We start from the raw sequence: 16767 nt of genomic DNA, 5'->3' as shown, positions 1-16767 counted from the left end.
TTTATGGGCGGCGAACGTTTATTCGTCGCGATCGGCGCATACGAGGCCGGCGCCGTCGGCCCGGCCGTTCAGCCGAAGGCCTGAATCCCGGTCTGGGCCCGGCCCAGAATCAACGCGTGCACGTCGTGCGTGCCTTCGTAGGTGTTCACCGCTTCCAGATTCATCACGTGACGAATGACGTGGTATTCGTCCGAGATACCGTTGCCGCCGTGCATGTCACGCGCCTGGCGGGCAATATCCAGCGCCTTGCCGCAGTTGTTGCGCTTCATCAGCGAGACCATCTCGGGCGCCCAGTTGCCTTCGTCCATCAGCCGGCCGAGTCGCAGACAGCCCTGCAGGCCGAGCGTGATCTCGGTCTGCATGTCGGCGAGCTTTTTCTGGATCAGCTGGGAGCGGCCAGCGGACGCTTGAACTGCTTGCGATCGAGCGTATAGCTGCGTGCGGCATGCCAGCAGAATTCGGCCGCACCCATCGCGCCCCAGGAGATGCCGTAGCGGGCCTTGTTCAGACAGGAGAACGGGCCCTTCAGGCCTTCGACGTCGAGGCGGTTTTCTTCCGGCACGAAACAGTCGGAGAGCATGATCTGACCGGTGGCCGAGGCACGCAGCGAGAACTTGCCTTCAAGCTTGGGTGTTTCCATGCCGCCGAAGTCGCGCTCGACCACGAAGCCGTTGATCTTGCCGTCGAGATTGGCCCAGACGACGGCCACATCGGCGATCGGGGAGTTGGTGATCCAGTTCTTGGCACCGTTCAAGACATAGCCGCCGTCGACTTTCTTGGCCTTGGTGCTCATGGAGCCAGGATCGGAGCCGTGGTCGGGTCGACTTCGCGGGCCAACAGGCCGTAGCAGACATGGTTCAGGCCCGCGCCGCCGTATTCTTCGGGAATAGTGGCACCGAGCATGCCGAGATCGCCGAGTTCGTTCATGATCTCGCGATGGAAGATTTCGTGGCGGTTGGCCTCGAGCACGCGCGGCATGAGGCTGTGCTGGCAATAATCGCGGCCAGCTTCGCGGATCATGCGCTCATCTTCGGTCAGTTGGGCGTCCAGTTGCAGTACGTCGTCCCATTGGAAATCGAAACTCATCGTTCACTCCTCTCGAATAGAGCGTGTCGATCGATCGGCACGCTTGTCCCCGCTTTTATTTCGCACGGTGCGGGTTGGGTCAGCCCGGCTCGATCAGGCACGCCGGTACCGTTTTTAATATCGGAACTGGGCCTAGACCTTCACCACACCGGCGGCAATGAGTTTTTGCTGGGTCGTATCGTCGATACCCAGCGACGACAGCACCGCCCGGCTGTCTGCGCCCAGCGCGGGCGGCGGCTTGCGATAGGTGGCCGGCGTGCGCGAGAGCTTGATGGGCGAGGCTGTACCGCGGTAATCGCCGATTTCGGCCACCAGTTCGCGATGCCGGGTATGCGGATGGTCCGCGACCGCGGCGACATCCTGTACCGGCCCGCAGGGCACGCCTGCGCCGATCAGCTGCGGCGCAAGTTCGGCGGCGCGATGGCGCACGAGCAGCGATTCAAGCGCACGCTTGAGTTCCGGCCGGTGTGCGCAGCGACAGCTGTTGTCGGCAAAGCGCGGATCGTGCGCCAGTTCCGGGGCACCCAGGGCCTCGCAAAGCTTGGCGAACTGGCCGTTATTGCCCACTGCCAGAAAGATGGGGTCGGCCCCGGTGGCATAGGTATCGTAGGGCGCAATGTTCGGATGGGCATTGCCGCTGCGTGCCGGCACTTTGCCGTTGGCGAAATAATTGGCCAGATGCGGATGCAGCACCGACACGCCGCAATCGTAGAGCGATACGTCCAGCGACTGGCCACTGCCACTGTGGTGGCGTTCTTGTAACGCCATCATGATGCCCAACGCTGATTGAGGCCGGTCACCATATCCACGATCGGCACACCCACGCGCAACGGTTCGCCACCGGCCTCGCCATTGACGCTCATCAGCCCACCCATGGCCTGGATAACCGCGTCATAACCGGGCAGACCGCCCAACGGGCCGGTTGGCCCGAAACCGGAAATCGCACAGTGAACGAGTGCAGGGAAACGCTCGGCGAGCACCGCGTCGTAGCCCAGCCCCCAGCGTTCGAGCGTGCCCGGCTTGAAGTTCTCGACGAACACATCGGCGTCTTCAAGCAGCGTCAGCAAAAGATCGCGTCCCGCATCGGTCGACAGATCGATCGAGATGCCGTGCTTGTTGCGATTCAGGCCCGAGAAATAAGCCGCCACGCCATCGATGAACGGCGGCCCCCAGGCGCGTGTTTCATCGCCGCCCGGCGGCTCGAGCTTGATCACGTCGGCGCCGTGATCGGCCAATACCTGAGTACAGAACGGCCCGCCCAGCACGCGGCTGAGATCGACGACCTTGAGCCCCTGCAATGCGCCGGTGCTCATCGCTTCATTGTCTGTACCCATGCCTATCACGGGCACAGCGTGAGCGCCTGATCGACCGAGAGCGGGGTTTCATCCAACAGCGCGCGCTGCAGCTCGGTCTCATCCCCCGCAGGCTCGGGCGTGAGTGGATCGGCCGGCTGCAGCTTGTAACGTACGACGAGCAGGGCCAGTGCCAGCCGACGCGCATCGTCCGGCTGCTGGGCGGCTTCCCAGGCCAGAAACACCGCGCTGCACAGGTTGTAGAGCGCACTGGCGACCTGGCGCACGATATCGTCGTCTTTCTGTTCGGCCGTCTCCTCCACGAGTCCGGAGACGCGGTCAATGAGCGGTGCGAAAACGGCCGTCGCGCACTCAGGCATTGCGATATCGGCTACCAGGGAATGTAGGTAGTCCATCAACGGTGCAAGGGTTTTCTGGCGGCGTACCGCGCGCATTACATCGAGCGCAACGATATTGCTCGTACCTTCCCAGATCGAGCCCAGATGCGCGTCGCGCAACAGCTTCGCCTCCGGCCATTCCTCGATATAGCCGACCCCACCCCGCACTTCCATGGCGTCGCCGATCGCCTTGCGAGAATCGCGGGTGGCGCGAAACTTGATCAGCGGCGTGAGCAGGCGCACATGCTTGGCCGCGGTCTCGTCACCGGCATCCGCGGCGTCCAGACGGCGGCTGATATGCATGAACATGGAGCGCGCCTGTTCGGCCGGCAGCATGATCTTGAGTAGCTGGCGCTGCATGAGCGGCATGTCGATGAGCCGACGACCGAAGGCCTCGCGATGACGCGCGACATGCAACGCCTCGCTCAGCGCACGCCGCATTAACCCCGCCGCACGCACGCCGTTGGACAGCCGCGACATGTTCATCATGTCCGCTATCTGCTGGAAGCCGCGGCCGATATCACCAATCAGATAGGCCGTGGCGCCCTCCAGAACGATTTCGCCGCTGGCCATCGAGCGCGTGCCCAGCTTGTCCTTGAGCCGCACGATGCGATAGCTGTTGCGCGAGCCGTCGTCGCGGGTTTTCGGCAACAGAAATAAGCCGATACCGGCCATCCCCTCGGGGCCGTCGTCGGCCCGGGCGAGCACCATGGCCAAATCCGCATCGGCATTGGAACAGAACCATTTATCGCCGCGCAGACGCCATTCGCCGTCGTCGCCACGGGTGGCTCGAGTCGTAATACGGGCGATATCCGAACCCGCGGCCTGCTCGGTCATGAACATCGCACCCTGGTAGAGCGTGTCCATATCGCGTGAAGTCAGATACGGCAGAAACTTGTCGATGAGCCCGGCATCGCCGAACTTGCGCAGCGTGCGGGTCAGCGAATCGGTCATGCTCACCGGGCAACACAGGCCGAACTCGGCTTGGACGAACAGATACGTCAACGCGTACTTGATCAGCGACGGGCGTTTGGTATCGGTATGACTGAGCGCAGCCAGGCCGAGCTCCCCGTAGGCCACGCGTTCGAGCGCGATATAGCTGGGATGTTTTTCGATACGCTGGCTGTCTTCGCCGCGCCGGTTGCGATGCACTAGCGTGGGCGGATTCTTGTCCGCCGTCATCGCCCAGTCGTCGAGCTCGCCGGCCGCGCGTTCACCGAGATCGACAAGCTGGGGTTCGAGCTCGCGGTATCGATCGTCGCCGAGATAAACCCTTAGCAGGCGGGCCAAACCGGGGTCGCGCTCAAACAGACTCAGCCCGTGCGCGTCAGGAATATTGCTTTGCGGGTTGGCCTGGTCGCGATCGGATGCGGGCGTCGACATAGCGGGGCTTTTGATGGGCTTTGCCGCAGATTAGGGCGCCTTTTCGATAGACGTCCAATACAATCGGTATCCTGTTCGATAAACAAAAATTATCGAACATGTCGCACCGTATGAATCTCAAACAACTGCGTTATTTCGTGGCGGTCGCTCAAGAGCTGCATTTCGGTCGGGCAGCCAAGCGGCTGCATATTTCACAGCCAGCGCTCAGCTTCGATATCAAGAAATTCGAGCAGCAGCTGGGCGTGACTCTTCTCGAACGCACCAACAAACGCGTAACGCTCACCCAGGCCGGCGCGTTGTTGCTAACCGAAGCCGAACATCTGTTGGCCCATGCCGCCGATGCGGAACAACTCGTGCGCCGCTCGTCACGACGCCTGACCGGCCGGCTACGGGTCGGCTTCGTTAACTCGATGCTATTCCGCGGTCTACCGGAGGCGGTCGCCCGGTTCGGTCACGAGCATGCCGATATCGATATCGTGCTCAAGGAACTCAACACCGAAGAACAGATCGCGGCCCTGGCAGGCCAACGTATCGACCTCGGCTGTGCGCACGGCATCCGGCATGGCGACGACATCAGCAGCCATGCATTGCTAAGCGAATCTTTTGTGTGCTGTCTGCCAGGCGGTCATCCACGTGCTGGCACCGGTCCGATCGACTTGGCAAGCCTCGCCGACGAACCCTTCATCCTGTTTCCGCGCGCCGTATCACCGCATTACCACGACCGAATCGTGGCGCTGTGCGTGGAGGCCGGATTCAGCCCCGACATTCGTCATGAAGTACGGCTGTGGCAAACAGTCGTGACAATGGTCGAAAAAGGCATGGGTATCGCACTGGTTCCAGCGCCGTTGAAACATGCAGAGCGCGGTGATGCCTGTTTTCGGGAATTGAGGCAATGCGGGCACGTCGGAAATTCGACTGCTGCGGCGCAGCGGCATTACTAACGCACTCGCGGACGCGTTTGCGACGTGCTTGAGCCAGGCGCGGTAACGGTTTCACGTGGAGCAGGCAAAAAAGAGCCGCCCGCGGGCGGCTCTTTATCGTCACATGAACGATCAGCGCTCAGACCGCAATCTGGCCGCCGTCGGCCTTCTGGATGACCACCGTCGAGGCACGCGGGCGTACGTTGCCGCTCGGTTCGACCGTAGCATCCGGCGTATTGCTGCCGCTGTCATCGATCGGCCAGTTGCTCGGGTGCTGGATGTTGATGAACAAGGCCGTCTTGTCTGGCGTGGCGAAGATGCCGGTGACTTCACAGCCGTTCGGGCCCACTGCGAAGCGCTTGAGCTGAGCCTGGTTGCCCTCGTGGATCACTGAGGCGTTATCGCCCTTGCTCAGACCCTGGGGAACGACCGCCAGCACCTGGTCGTTGGTGACGTCGGTACCACCGGTATCGGTCTCGATCCAGAGAATGCCCTGGCCGTCGCCGCGATCGTCATACCAAAGACCATCACAACTCGAGAAGTAGTTCTGGGCGGTGAGGCTGGAACGGTTGTAGTCGTCGGCCTCGGAGTCCGTACCCAACGCGCCGAATACGAAGATATCCCAGCTGAACCGGGTATCGCCGGGTGACGGTTCGACCCAACGAATGACCTGACCATCGTTGTTGTTGACGCGCGGATTGGCCGCATTCACCGGCGCTTCGTCATAAGCCGAGCCGGGCTCTTCAATCGAACTCCCATTCGAAAAAGTCGGGCTTTGACCTTCGGGCAGACGATCGGAGTTGTTCGTCAAGGTCATGTAGACCTCGCCGGACACCGGATCGACGGTGCCCCATTCCGGGCGATCCATGGGCGTGGCGCCCATGAGATCCGCGGCGTCGCAGGTATGGATGATGATGCCGGCACGATCACCGGCTTCCAGACCCAGGGCGCTGGCCAGCGTCATACCGGCATAGCGGCTGCCGGCCGAGGCCGGCACGATCGTATCGGGCTCGAGTTCGAGCCATTCGCCGCTGCCGTCGGCGTTGAACCGGGCCGCATAGAGCGTGCCTGCGTCCATGTATTTCGCGCCGATGGCCAGGCGATCGGTGGTCGCGCCAGCCGTATTGGCATCGGCCGGGTTCCACACTGCATCGGAGACGAATTTGTAGATGTATTCGTTGCGCGAATCATGGCCGGAATAGAACACCACCGGCTCGCCTTCGACGAGCTTGCCCGGCCAGCAGCCCTCGTGACGAAAACGCCCGAGCGCGGTGCGTTTGACCGGCCGCGACGTCGCGTTGTACGGATCGATTTCCACGATATAGCCGAAGGTACGCGGCTCGTTGCGATAGTCCTCTGCCGCGGTTTCACCGGTCGGCGTGGCGTTGAAACGGGCGAACTCGTCGGCGCTTTCCGTGGCGTCGCCGGCCGAAGTCTCCCAGCCATAACGCGTGCTACCGGTGGGAATACCCAGGCGGTTGTCGTCGGCTGCGCGGCCGCTGTCTTTGCGGAAGACGTTCGGCCAGTTTTCTTCGCAGGTGAGATACGTGCCCCACGGGGTGAAGCCGTTGGCGCAGTTGTTGTTGGTGCCGCGCGTGCTCATGCCCGTGTTGTCGTATGCCGTCACGACATAGTCGCTACCGGCAACCGGGCCCGCCAGCTCACAGGGCGTCGCACTGGTCACACGGCGGTTGTACTGCGAGCTGCGCACCACGTCCCAGACACGGTTTTCGTTACGGCGCAGCTCCACCACGGTCACACCGTGGGCGTTGATTTCGGTGCGCGAATCGTCGGCGGCGCGTGGCTGATCGTTACGGTCCAACCTGCGACTCTCAGCATCATAGTCATAGCCTTGCGGTGCCACGCCCGTGGATATCACATCGAAAAGCGCTAGCTGGTCGATGTATTCGTTGTTGAGCGCCATGATGAAATTCGACGAGGCGGTATCGTCGGAAATCGGGAAGTTGTGCATGCCGTCGTGGTGCATGCCGACGCTGTTGGCCTGAATTTCAGGCGTGAACGCGAGATTCTGGTTCCATGCCTGGCCGTTGTTGTTGATCGGCGTGCCCCAGGGCATGACCACCTGGGCAGTATAACCACTGGTCGCTGCCGCGGCACCGGCGGTCAGCGCGGCGCTGCCTTGCGACGAGCTCGCGCCCGGTACGACCACGGCGTCCTGCTGTGAGCCTTCCAGCGCCTCGAACGCCAGCATCATGGCAGCGGCTCGGTCGCCGTCGCTGCTCGATACGTTGTCATTATCGTCGTCGCTGCAAGCCGTCAGTCCGAAGCCGGCGAGCATGCTCACCGCGGCCACGTTGAGGCCGCCGCGCATGATGCTGCGGCGCGAGACGCGCCGTTCCAGTACGGAGGAGAACGGCTCGTTCTCGCTCGCATTCAATAGCCGATGGTCTTCGATCTCTTCGCTCATGGTCCGCCCTCGATGGTGGGAAGTCTTTGTTATGGCTGACGCGCGTAACTGCGCGAGGCCTGCTGCCGTTTCCATCGAGCACCGCGTTGATCCGTCTAGACGGACCGAGGACTTTTCGTCGCAACCTGGTGTTGCGCCCAAACAGTCTTTCGCGCGAACTCATACGAAACGGCAACAGGCCGTGTGCCACCGCACGCTAGGGGCTTGCTGTGACATCTCCATGAACGAACCGAGGCGATTTCATGACGGTTTTGTGAACACGCCCGTGAAGCGCGTATTCAATAGGCTCAGCGCTTTTCGAGGGCCTGCTCGAAGGCGGCGAGCGCGTCGTCGGAGAAGAGTACGAAGCGCGCCCGTTGGATGCTTTGCGCACGCGCAGCACAGTCGGCCACGGTATGCACGGCGATCTCGGCAGCTTCATCGAGCGGATAGCCGTAGATGCCGGCCGAGATGGCCGGAAAGGCGATCGATTCGGCGTTCTCTTCTTCGGCAAGCTCCATGGCCGTGCGATAGCAGCTGGCCAGCTGTGCCGCCACAGGCTGGCTTTTGCTATACACGGGGCCGGCGCAATGCACGACGTAGTCGTTGGGTAGATCGAAAGCAGGCGTGATCACCGCCTCGCCCGCTTCGATGGGCGCGAGTGCGCGACTGGCTTCGACCAGTTTCGACCCCGCGGCGCGGTGGATTGCGCCGTCCACACCGCCGCCGCCCTTGAGCTGCTTGTTGGCGGCATTGACGATGACGCCAATGTCGGGCTGATCGGTGATATCGCCCTTGATGCATTCGATGGTCAGACCGTTGAACTCTCGCTGCATGATGGCCCCTCTATTCGGGTAAGGTTCGCCCATCATCCCGAGCCCGGCGCTTCAAGCCAAGCCTATGGCGCAACTGATCAAATACTGGAACACCCTCAAGGGCAGCTACTGGTTCATCCCGACGGTCATGTCGATCGCCGCTGCGATCCTGTCGTTCGTACTGACTGCGATCGACTCGCGTATCGGCGACGAGTGGGTCGCGCAGATGCCCTGGATATACAGCATTCAGGCTGAAGGCGCGCGCGGGCTTCTGACCACCGTGGCCGGGTCGATGATCGGCGTGGCCGGCGTAACGTTTTCGATCACGATCGCGGCCCTGTCGTATACGACCTCCACACTGGGTCCACGGCTGTTGACCAACTTCATGAACGACCGGGGCAATCAGATCACCCTCGGCACGTTCGTCTCCACTTTCGTGTATTGCCTGCTGCTGCTGCGGGTCGTACAGGCCGGCCATGAAGGCAGTGCGGCGTTCGTGCCGCATCTGTCGCTGGCGTTCGCCGTGGGCATGGCCGTCGCCAGCCTCGCCGTGCTGATCTATTTCATTCACCACATTACCGAGTCGCTGCATGTCTCCAACGTGGTGGCCAACGTCGCACGCGATCTCGACAGCGCGATCGACGGCTACGAAGCCCGTATCGAAGCCGACCGCGAGAGACCGCCGGCCCACCTGCCTGCCGACTTCGACGAACACGCTTTTGCAGTGCGCGCCAATGGCGACGGCTATATTCAGAACCTCGTGTTCGGCTCGCTCGTGAACACCGCGTCGAGCCACGATCTGGTCCTGCGTCTGGAGCGTGCCCCGGGTGATTTCGTCACCGAAGGCCAGGTCTTGCTCTGGGCGTGGCCGGCCGTTCGCGTGGATGAAGATATCGCCACCGCGCTCGTCGGCGCCTACGCCTGGGGCCGCCAGCGCACCGAATCCCAGGACGTATTCTTCCTGGTCAACGAACTGGTCGAAATCGCCGCGCGCGCGTTGTCGCCCGGTATCAACGACCCCTATACCGCCATGGGTTGCCTCGACTGGCTCAGCGGGGCGATGCATCGCGTCGCGCGCCACGACATCTCCAGCCGCCACGGCTTCGATAGCGACGACACGTTGCGCGTCTGGGCTCGCGGTTTCGATTTCGAAATCCTGGCGAACGCGATTTTCAACCAGCTGCGCGCCTATTTCGCCAGCGATCGCAACGCGGCGGTCCACATGCTGGGCCGTATCGGCGACGCAGGCGAATTCCTGCGCGGCCCCGATCAGCGCCGGCTTATGCAGGAGCAGGCCGAAGCTCTACACGAAGCCGCGACCGCAGCCATGACCTGCGAAAAGGATCGTCGCGCCGTCGAACAAGCGTACCGTCGAGCCTTGCGCCTGATCGACGGCCGCGACTTCAACTGAGCGCGGCTTGATTCCGCGCGGTTCGGGCCCGATGTTAGTGGGTTGGCCATTTTCAATCGACGCCGCATGACCGACGCACGCACCGACCAACCCAGCCCAAACCAGCCCCCGGTCGCCAAACGTCGCCCGGTCAGCGAACAACGCCACGGCGTCACACTTGTCGATGACTACGCCTGGCTGCGCGATGAGAACTGGCGCGAGGCGATGCACGACCCTTCGTTGCTGCATGCCGAGATCGCGGGATATCTGGAAGCGGAGAACGCCTATACCGATGCGCATATGGCGCCGCTTTCGTCGCTGCGCCAGCACTTGGTTGCCGAACTGCGCGGGCGTATCGCCGAACGCGATACCAGCGTGCCGACCCCGGATGGCGACTGGTACTACTACGTGCGCTTTCGTGAGGCCGGCCAGCACCCGATCTTCTGTCGTGCGCCGCGGGCCGGCAACGACGACATGCCAGCCGACGAGCCCATGCCGGACGACGGCCTGACCCACGAACAGATCTTGCTCGATGGCGACGCCGAGGCCCATGGCCGGGCTTATTTCAGTCTTGGCGCGGTCAATCACAGCCGCGATCATCGGATGCTGGCCTTTGCCCTGGACGAACGCGGTTCCGAAGCCTATACGCTGCATGTACGCGATATCGAAACCCAGCGCGAAATCCAGCCGCCGATCACCAATACCACCGGCAACCTGATGTGGTCCGCGGACAGTGCCACGCTGTTCTTCACCACGCTCGACGACAACCACCGTCCGTGCAAAGTGTGGCGGCTCGCGCTCGGCGACCCACCGGATACAGCGGAACTGGTCTATTCCGAGTCAGACCCGGGGTTTTTCGTGTCGGTGGATACGACCCAGAGCGATCGTTTCATTCTGATCAACGCGCACGATCACGCCACCAGTGAAACGCGCTTCATCGATTCGGCTTCACCCTGGGAGATGCCACGGCTGATCGCCGAACGCGTCGAAGGCCAGGAATACGATGTCGAGGACGACGGCGACGACTTCGTGTTACTCACGAATGCCGACGGCGCCGAAGACTTCAAGCTCGTACGCACGCCCATCGACATGCCCGCACGCGATCACTGGCAGACGATCGTCGAACACGTACCAGGCCGCTTGCTGCTCGACCATCTCGAATTCGCCGATTTTCGGGTGCGCATGGAGCGCGCCGACGCGTTGCCGCGGATCGTGATCACCGACAAACGCAGTAGCGAGGATCACGCGATTCGTTTCGACGCCGAGGCCTATAGCTTGGGCATCGACCCCGGCTACGAGCACGATACCCATACCCTGCGCTTTATTTACAGCGCCCCCAACACGCCCGACGAAACCTACGACTACAACCTGGCAACGCGCGAGCGCACGCTACGCAAGCGCCGCGCCGTGCCCACCGGATTTACCCCGTCGAACTATGTCGTGCGCCGGCTGCACGCGACGGCAGCCGACGGCGCCGAAGTACCGATCACGCTCGTCCATCACGTGGATACAGCAATCGATGGCAGCGCGCCGTGTCTGCTGCACGGCTACGGTGCCTACGGCATATCCGAGCCCGCCGCGTTCTCCTCCAGCCGCTTTTCGCTCATTGATCGCGGTTTCATCCACGCCACCGCACACGTACGCGGCGGCAAGGAATGCGGCTATCGCTGGTACGCCAACGGCAAACTGGCGCACAAACCCAACACCTTCAGCGACTTCATCGCTGTCGCCGAACATCTGGGCAACACCGGCTATACGGCGGCAGGCCGAATCGTGCCCCACGGCGGCAGCGCCGGCGGCATGCTGGTCGGTGCCGTGCTCAACCAACGGCCCGAGCTATGGGGCGCGGCGATCGCCGACGTGCCCTTCGTCGACGTACTCAATACGATGATGGATGAAAGCCTGCCGCTGACTCCGCCGGAATGGCCGGAATGGGGCAACCCGCGCGACGATGTATCCGCTTTCGAAACCATTCGCAGCTACTGCCCTTACCAGAACGTCAGCGCCCAGGCCTATCCGCCGATCCTGGCGATCGCAGGCGTATCCGACCCACGCGTGACGTATTGGGAGCCGGCCAAATGGGTGGCCAAGCTGCGTGCGCACAAGACCGACACCCATACGCTACTGCTCAAGACCCATATGGCCGCCGGCCACGGCGGTCTACCCGGCCGCTTTACCGCACTCGAAGAAACCGCGCTTGTCTACGCCTTCGTACTCGACGCCTTCGATATGGCACAGGCCGCTGCCGACGGCGAGCCGGACAGCGACGCGAATACATCCGTTCGCGCCAACGAAGTCTACTGACAAAGCCCCGCGAGACACTCAGGGTATGCTGCATGCTCGTCGGGCAAGACCTGGTTCGGTCGCGCACGGATGACAGCTCGATATCGCTTTACTTCGATCAGAGCGCAACGACTAGAAAATTTCACGATATGCCCGAGAAATTGCGCTGTTTGCGCCCGCTTGAGCTAATATCCCCTTTCTTAAAACAAAAGAGTAGTTGGGGGATTTATGAGCTTTGGGGTATACAGAGTCGCATCGACGGCGGCTCTTCTTGTTGTGCTTGCCGGTTTTTCCAGCGGTTGCGCAACTATCGCCAGTGGCACGGATCAGAACGTGTCTTTTGATTCGGAACCAGAAGGGGCGACAGTACGAGTCGCTGGAAAGATCATTGGCCAGACACCGGTCAGCTCACGTCTGGATAAGAAGAATGACCAGACCGTTTCTTTTGAAATGGAAGGCTACCGGACCGTATCCAAATCACTCGCAACGAAAACCGACCCCTGGTTTTTCGGCAACATTATTTTCGGCGGGCTATTCGGCTCGACTACCGACTTCGCGACGGGGGCGATTTACGAATACAGCCCGGATCAGTATTTCGTGACGCTGCCGCCCGTCGACAGTGCCGGCGTGCTGGATAAAAAGCAGTCGATCGAACGTTTTGTCGTGGTCACCTACTCAGAGTTGCGCTCGGCGGCGGCCACCTCGCGACCCACCGATGACGAATCGTTTTCGAGCCTTCTTGCGGCCCTGGATATCGACGCGAATCGCACCGACGACGTTAATCAGCTGGCACGTACGCTGCTCGCCAATCCGAACCCCGTGGACGGCGCAAACGCCGTCACCGCCCGGTTCTAGTTCACCTACCGTCCCGATCGCGTCGGCCCGTTTCATGCGGGCCGACGCAAGATTTCCAACACGTGGTCATTTAGTACCGCGATCGGCGGTACTTGGGACGCTGCCCCGCCCGCCGTGGTTGCTCAGTGCAAGGCCCGTCGAGGTCATCGCAGCCCGACCTTACGTCTGATCGCTTTCATCGAAACTGCCGTGGCGCCCTGCACCATCGGCAAAACGAGCGGCGCCATCAATGGCTTCGGCGAACACGATCGGATAACCGCCGGCGCCTTCGCGCCGCAGGGCCTCGTCCAACTCGTAATCCCATTGGCTATAGAGCGAACGCCGGTCGGCACGCAGACATTGTTGCGGGAAGCGCGCAATCGCGTGCGCCAGTTCCAGTGCAGCGGTCAACGACTGACCGTCGGCAACGCAGCGACTGGCCAGGCCCATCTGTAGTGCTTCGTCGGCTTCAACCGGGCGGCCGGTCAGAACCATGTCGAGCGCGCGGGCCTGGCCCACGAGGCGCGCCAACCGCACGGTACCGCCGTCGATCAAAGGTACGCCCCAGCGCCGGCAGAACACGCCGAAAACGGTCGAATCCTCGATCACCCGTAGATCACACCAGAGCGCCAGTTCCAGCCCACCCGCCACGGCGTAGCCGGGAACGGCACCAATTACCGGCTTGTCGAGACGCATACGAGTCGGGCCCATCGGTCCAGGGCCGGCGCCGTCCGGATCGACGGCGTTGCGACGTTCGGCGTCGCCCAGGGCTTGGAGGTCGGCGCCGGCACAGAAGTGCCCACCGGCGCCGGTGAGTACAGCAACCGCGAGATCCGAATCGACCTCGAAATCGATAAAAGCCTGACGCAGCTTATCGGCGGTCGGCCGATCCACGGCGTTGCGTTTATCGGGGCGATTGAGGGTGATGACGCAAACCGATCCATCAATCGCGACGGTTACAGGCAATTCGGACACACCAGCCACCGGTTTAAAACAGCCATCAAACGGCCCTCATGAGCGCAGCACCCGAGCGGAGACGTTGCCAACGCTTTTGCACTATACCGTTGCCGGGGCTGCCGAATCGGCTCATCCGCTATCCGATTCAGCTTCGCTTGCGCTGACGCTTGGCCAGTGGCTCGAACGCCTCGGCCCGGAGCTGCCACTGCCCGCTCTCGGCGATCAGCTCGATCCAGCCCGGCCCACCGTAGGCACGCGAACGCCCGGCCGCACCCGGGTTGAGCACCCAGGGCGTTTCGTCAGTGTCCTGTACCCGCCGATGGCTATGACCGCATACGATGGCCTGGGCGTGTGGAAAACGTTCGCGCAGCTTGCGATGGCGTGTTTTCGCCGGCCACTGATCGCCGTGGATGACCGCCAGTTTGCCACCCGGCAGGTCGAGGACTTCGCTTTCCGGCCAGCCGGAATCGCCGGGGTCGTTGTTGCCCTGCACGATCACGATCTGCTCGGCCAATGGCGTGATCGCCGCTTCGATGCCATCGCCGACATCACCGGCATGCACAAGCACATCAGCACCGCGCACGGCGTCGGCTATTCGAGGGTCAATATGGCCGTGGGTATCGGCGATCAGAGCAATACGCATCACAGCAGCTTAAACGCTGGCATGTGCCGGTCAATCCGTCTCATTGCAGTTGTCATACGGGCACGATAGATGCGCACGCCGTTTTCTGCTTAGAATTCATCTCATGAAAACGATCGCGCTCTACAGTCTCAAAGGCGGCGTCGGCAAGACCGCCGCTGCCGTCAATCTCGCCTTCGAGGCAGCCCAGGCCGGCAAGCATGTATTGCTCTGGGATCTGGACCCGCAGGGGGCAGCCAGCTGGTATTACGGCATCGACGAATCACCCGACATCTCGGCCAAGCGCGTGGTGTCCGGCAAGGAGCCACTGGGGCGGTATATTCAACCCACCGACTACGAACGGCTGTCCATTCTGCCGGGCGATCGCGGCTATCGTGATTGGGATGCGCAAATTCATGCGGCCAAGCAGCCACGCAAGGTGCTCGAGAACCTGATCGAGCCGTTTTCCGAAAGCTATTCGCTGTTGGTGCTTGATTGCCCGCCCGGTATCGGCGCGCTGGCCACCTCCGTGCTGCGCGCAGCCGACCGGGTGCTGGTGCCAGTCGTACCCACACCGTTGTCGTTGCGCGCGCTCGACGAAGTGCTCGAACATGTCGACGACAAGAAAGTCGGCAAAACCCGGGTGACGCCGTTCTTTTCGATGGCCGATCGGCGCCGGAAAATGCATCGTGAGATGATCGAATCGCCCCCGGCCACAATGAAAAAAGCGCCCAAGACCTTTATCGACTACAGCACGCACGTCGAACAGATGGGTGCGCATCGAGCGCCCATCAGCGTCTACGCACCGCGCAGCCGGGCGGCCGCGCAGTACCGCGCGCTTTACGAAGAAATCAGCTGAACGAGGTCGGTATCAGTTTGGCGCGCCCATTTGCGCGAGCATGAATTCGGCAATCGCCGGACCCTGATCTTCCTGCAGAAAATGGCGGGCGTGCCGGATCGTGGTGTGCGGCACGTGGGCAGCCCCGGCAACGCGGCGGCGCAGCGCCCGATCCGCACCACGGGTGATTGGGTCACCGTCAGCAAAACAAGTATGAAACGGTCGTGAAAACCGCGCCAGAGATTCCCATGCGGCACGGTTTGCGGGCGTGGCCGGATCGTTCGGCGTGATCGGGACAAGGCCGGGGAAGGCGCGAATACCGGCGGTATAACGTTTATCTGGAAACGGCGCGTTATAAGCGGCCCGCTCGACGCGAGAGAGCCAGCGGCGGCTGCCAGCCTGCACGATCGCCCCCACCGGAAAAACCGGGCTATAACGTGCAAATGCGCGCCAGGCCGAGAACAGCACCGGCATATTTTCGTCACCGGTTGGCAGAAAACCGTTGCCCACGAAGACACGGGCGAAGATATCGGGCTGTTCGGCCACCAGCCTGAGACCGATCAGCGACCCCCAGTCCTGACAGAACAGAGTCACATCCGTCAGTCCCAGTTGTGCGAACCATGCCCCGGTCCACGCAACGTGGCTGGCGTAGCTGTAATCGGCGACCGCAGCCGGTTTGTCGGAACGGCCGCAGCCAATCAGATCGGGCGCGAGTACGCGATAACCGGCCGCGACCAACGGCTCGATCATATGTCGATACAGGTATGCCCATGTTGGCTCGCCGTGCAGCAGCACCACCGGCGAAGCATTGGCGGGGCCTGCTTCGGCATAATGCATGCGCAAGCCATCGACTTCGGCATAGCGCGGCGTGTAGGCAAAGCCGGGCAAATCCGTAAAGCGGGCTTCGGGTGTTCGATAAACCTGACGTGTCATGAATGCTCGGCCGGGCTCAGCCGTCGCGACGGCTGTGATGTTTGTTCTGCACACAAAAGCGCGCATCTAAATGTGGTCACAATCCCTATTGTGCTGCCCACGCCCAGACGATAGCGTGGCGCCATAACGATAACGGTCATAGGGGATATCCTTGATTGTCAGATTTAAAGATGGATTGCGCGGCCATAACAGCCTGCAGCAACTTGCAGTCGTCGCTGCCGCAACCGTGCTGCTCGGTGGCTGCTCCGCTGCGATCAGCACCACCAACGCGGCGGCCGATGCAGCACGCACCGTAACGAAAGGCGTTCTGGCCAGCAGCCGTGCTTCGACCGATGCCTCGGTAACCGAGCCGAACACGCCGCGCTATCGCCAGACTGTCGCGTTCGTCGATTCACAGCGCGACCCGCTACGCCGCGAAGCCGCGCTCGGCCAGGGCGAACATATCGATGCGCTGGCCGATCTGCTCGATACGCGTCGCGCCGAGCTCGGGCGCTGGATGCAGGCGAACCATGGCGAATTATTTGTCGCCGAGCATGACGCCGAGTCGATCGTGGCCCGGCTGCAAGCACGACGCGGCTGAACGTGTTTTGATGAACACTGCGCTCTTACCCA

General features: G+C 62.2%; 11 protein-coding genes and 3 pseudogenes. 6 read left to right on the top strand and 8 right to left on the bottom strand.

Annotated features, from left to right (window positions below; genetic code table 11):
* Window positions 1–68: 68 nt before the first annotated feature.
* The 3 genes and pseudogenes from SSPSH_RS19745 to SSPSH_RS02415 all read right to left on the bottom strand — a co-directional run bounded on the left by SSPSH_RS19745 (window position 69) and on the right by SSPSH_RS02415 (window position 4159).
* Window positions 69–1086, bottom strand: a pseudogene (locus tag SSPSH_RS19745) (acyl-CoA dehydrogenase family protein).
* A 132-nt stretch (window positions 1087–1218) separates the two neighbouring features.
* Window positions 1219–2399, bottom strand: a pseudogene (locus SSPSH_RS19820) (CaiB/BaiF CoA transferase family protein).
* A 26-nt stretch (window positions 2400–2425) separates the two neighbouring features.
* Window positions 2426–4159, bottom strand: a complete 1734-nt coding sequence (locus tag SSPSH_RS02415) for an acyl-CoA dehydrogenase family protein (RefSeq protein ID WP_006914213.1) — start codon at window positions 4157–4159, stop codon at window positions 2426–2428.
* 110 nt (window positions 4160–4269) lie between these two features.
* Here SSPSH_RS02415 and SSPSH_RS02410 point away from each other — a divergent pair.
* Window positions 4270–5146, top strand: a pseudogene (locus SSPSH_RS02410) (LysR family transcriptional regulator).
* Between the two features lie 72 nt (window positions 5147–5218).
* Here the strand turns inward: SSPSH_RS02410 and SSPSH_RS02405 are convergent.
* Both SSPSH_RS02405 and SSPSH_RS02400 read right to left on the bottom strand, forming a co-directional pair.
* Window positions 5219–7507: a PhoX family protein gene (locus SSPSH_RS02405; RefSeq protein ID WP_006914215.1), complete on the bottom strand. Its 2289-nt coding sequence runs from the start codon at window positions 7505–7507 to the stop codon at window positions 5219–5221.
* Window positions 7508–7794: 287 nt separating this feature from the next.
* Window positions 7795–8322, bottom strand: a complete 528-nt coding sequence (locus SSPSH_RS02400; RefSeq protein WP_006914216.1) for an O-acetyl-ADP-ribose deacetylase — start codon at window positions 8320–8322, stop codon at window positions 7795–7797.
* A 64-nt stretch (window positions 8323–8386) separates the two neighbouring features.
* On the opposite strand from SSPSH_RS02400, the gene SSPSH_RS02395 reads away from it, so the two are divergent.
* The 3 genes from SSPSH_RS02395 (at window position 8387) to SSPSH_RS18280 (ending at window position 12829) form a co-directional block, all read left to right on the top strand.
* The gene (locus SSPSH_RS02395; protein WP_006914217.1) at window positions 8387–9712 is read left to right on the top strand and encodes a DUF2254 domain-containing protein; all 1326 of its coding nucleotides are present in this window, start codon (window positions 8387–8389) and stop codon (window positions 9710–9712) included.
* A gap of 66 nt (window positions 9713–9778) precedes the next feature.
* Window positions 9779–11995, top strand: coding sequence for a S9 family peptidase (locus SSPSH_RS02390; protein WP_006914218.1), 2217 nt, complete (start codon window positions 9779–9781; stop codon window positions 11993–11995).
* Between the two features lie 207 nt (window positions 11996–12202).
* Entirely contained in the window at window positions 12203–12829 is a 627-nt protein-coding gene (locus SSPSH_RS18280) for a PEGA domain-containing protein (protein WP_021031313.1), read from the top strand.
* A 159-nt stretch (window positions 12830–12988) separates the two neighbouring features.
* On the opposite strand, the gene SSPSH_RS02380 is transcribed toward SSPSH_RS18280, so the two are convergent.
* Both SSPSH_RS02380 and SSPSH_RS02375 read right to left on the bottom strand, forming a co-directional pair.
* The gene (locus SSPSH_RS02380) at window positions 12989–13783 is read right to left on the bottom strand and encodes a crotonase/enoyl-CoA hydratase family protein (RefSeq protein ID WP_006914220.1); all 795 of its coding nucleotides are present in this window, start codon (window positions 13781–13783) and stop codon (window positions 12989–12991) included.
* A gap of 127 nt (window positions 13784–13910) precedes the next feature.
* Window positions 13911–14408: a metallophosphoesterase family protein gene (locus SSPSH_RS02375; protein WP_006914221.1), complete on the bottom strand. Its 498-nt coding sequence runs from the start codon at window positions 14406–14408 to the stop codon at window positions 13911–13913.
* Between the two features lie 103 nt (window positions 14409–14511).
* On the opposite strand from SSPSH_RS02375, the gene SSPSH_RS02370 reads away from it, so the two are divergent.
* Window positions 14512–15243, top strand: coding sequence for a ParA family protein (locus tag SSPSH_RS02370; RefSeq protein ID WP_006914222.1), 732 nt, complete (start codon window positions 14512–14514; stop codon window positions 15241–15243).
* Between the two features lie 12 nt (window positions 15244–15255).
* On the opposite strand, the gene SSPSH_RS02365 is transcribed toward SSPSH_RS02370, so the two are convergent.
* A complete protein-coding gene (locus SSPSH_RS02365; RefSeq protein ID WP_006914223.1) occupies window positions 15256–16155 on the bottom strand; it encodes a haloalkane dehalogenase in 900 nt (299 codons plus the stop codon).
* Window positions 16156–16306: 151 nt separating this feature from the next.
* On the opposite strand from SSPSH_RS02365, the gene SSPSH_RS02360 reads away from it, so the two are divergent.
* Window positions 16307–16735, top strand: a complete 429-nt coding sequence (locus tag SSPSH_RS02360; protein ID WP_021031312.1) for a DUF3015 family protein — start codon at window positions 16307–16309, stop codon at window positions 16733–16735.
* Window positions 16736–16767 lie beyond the last annotated feature (32 nt).

Source organism: Salinisphaera shabanensis E1L3A, from assembly GCF_000215955.2.
Classification (GTDB): Bacteria; Pseudomonadota; Gammaproteobacteria; order Nevskiales; family Salinisphaeraceae; genus Salinisphaera; species Salinisphaera shabanensis.
This window is presented reverse-complemented; position numbering and strand designations above follow the sequence as displayed.

Coding starts and splice junctions, on each gene's coding strand:
- SSPSH_RS02370 (WP_006914222.1), top strand. CDS start 14,512: ATGAAAACGATCGCGCTCTACAGTCTCAAAGGCGGCGTCGGCAAGACC.
- SSPSH_RS02395 (WP_006914217.1), top strand. CDS start 8,387: ATGGCGCAACTGATCAAATACTGGAACACCCTCAAGGGCAGCTACTGG.
- SSPSH_RS02415 (WP_006914213.1), bottom strand. CDS start 4,159: ATGTCGACGCCCGCATCCGATCGCGACCAGGCCAACCCGCAAAGCAAT.
- SSPSH_RS18280 (WP_021031313.1), top strand. CDS start 12,203: ATGAGCTTTGGGGTATACAGAGTCGCATCGACGGCGGCTCTTCTTGTT.
- SSPSH_RS02400 (WP_006914216.1), bottom strand. CDS start 8,322: ATGCAGCGAGAGTTCAACGGTCTGACCATCGAATGCATCAAGGGCGAT.
- SSPSH_RS02390 (WP_006914218.1), top strand. CDS start 9,779: ATGACCGACGCACGCACCGACCAACCCAGCCCAAACCAGCCCCCGGTC.
- SSPSH_RS02405 (WP_006914215.1), bottom strand. CDS start 7,507: ATGAGCGAAGAGATCGAAGACCATCGGCTATTGAATGCGAGCGAGAAC.
- SSPSH_RS02375 (WP_006914221.1), bottom strand. CDS start 14,408: ATGCGTATTGCTCTGATCGCCGATACCCACGGCCATATTGACCCTCGA.
- SSPSH_RS02365 (WP_006914223.1), bottom strand. CDS start 16,155: ATGACACGTCAGGTTTATCGAACACCCGAAGCCCGCTTTACGGATTTG.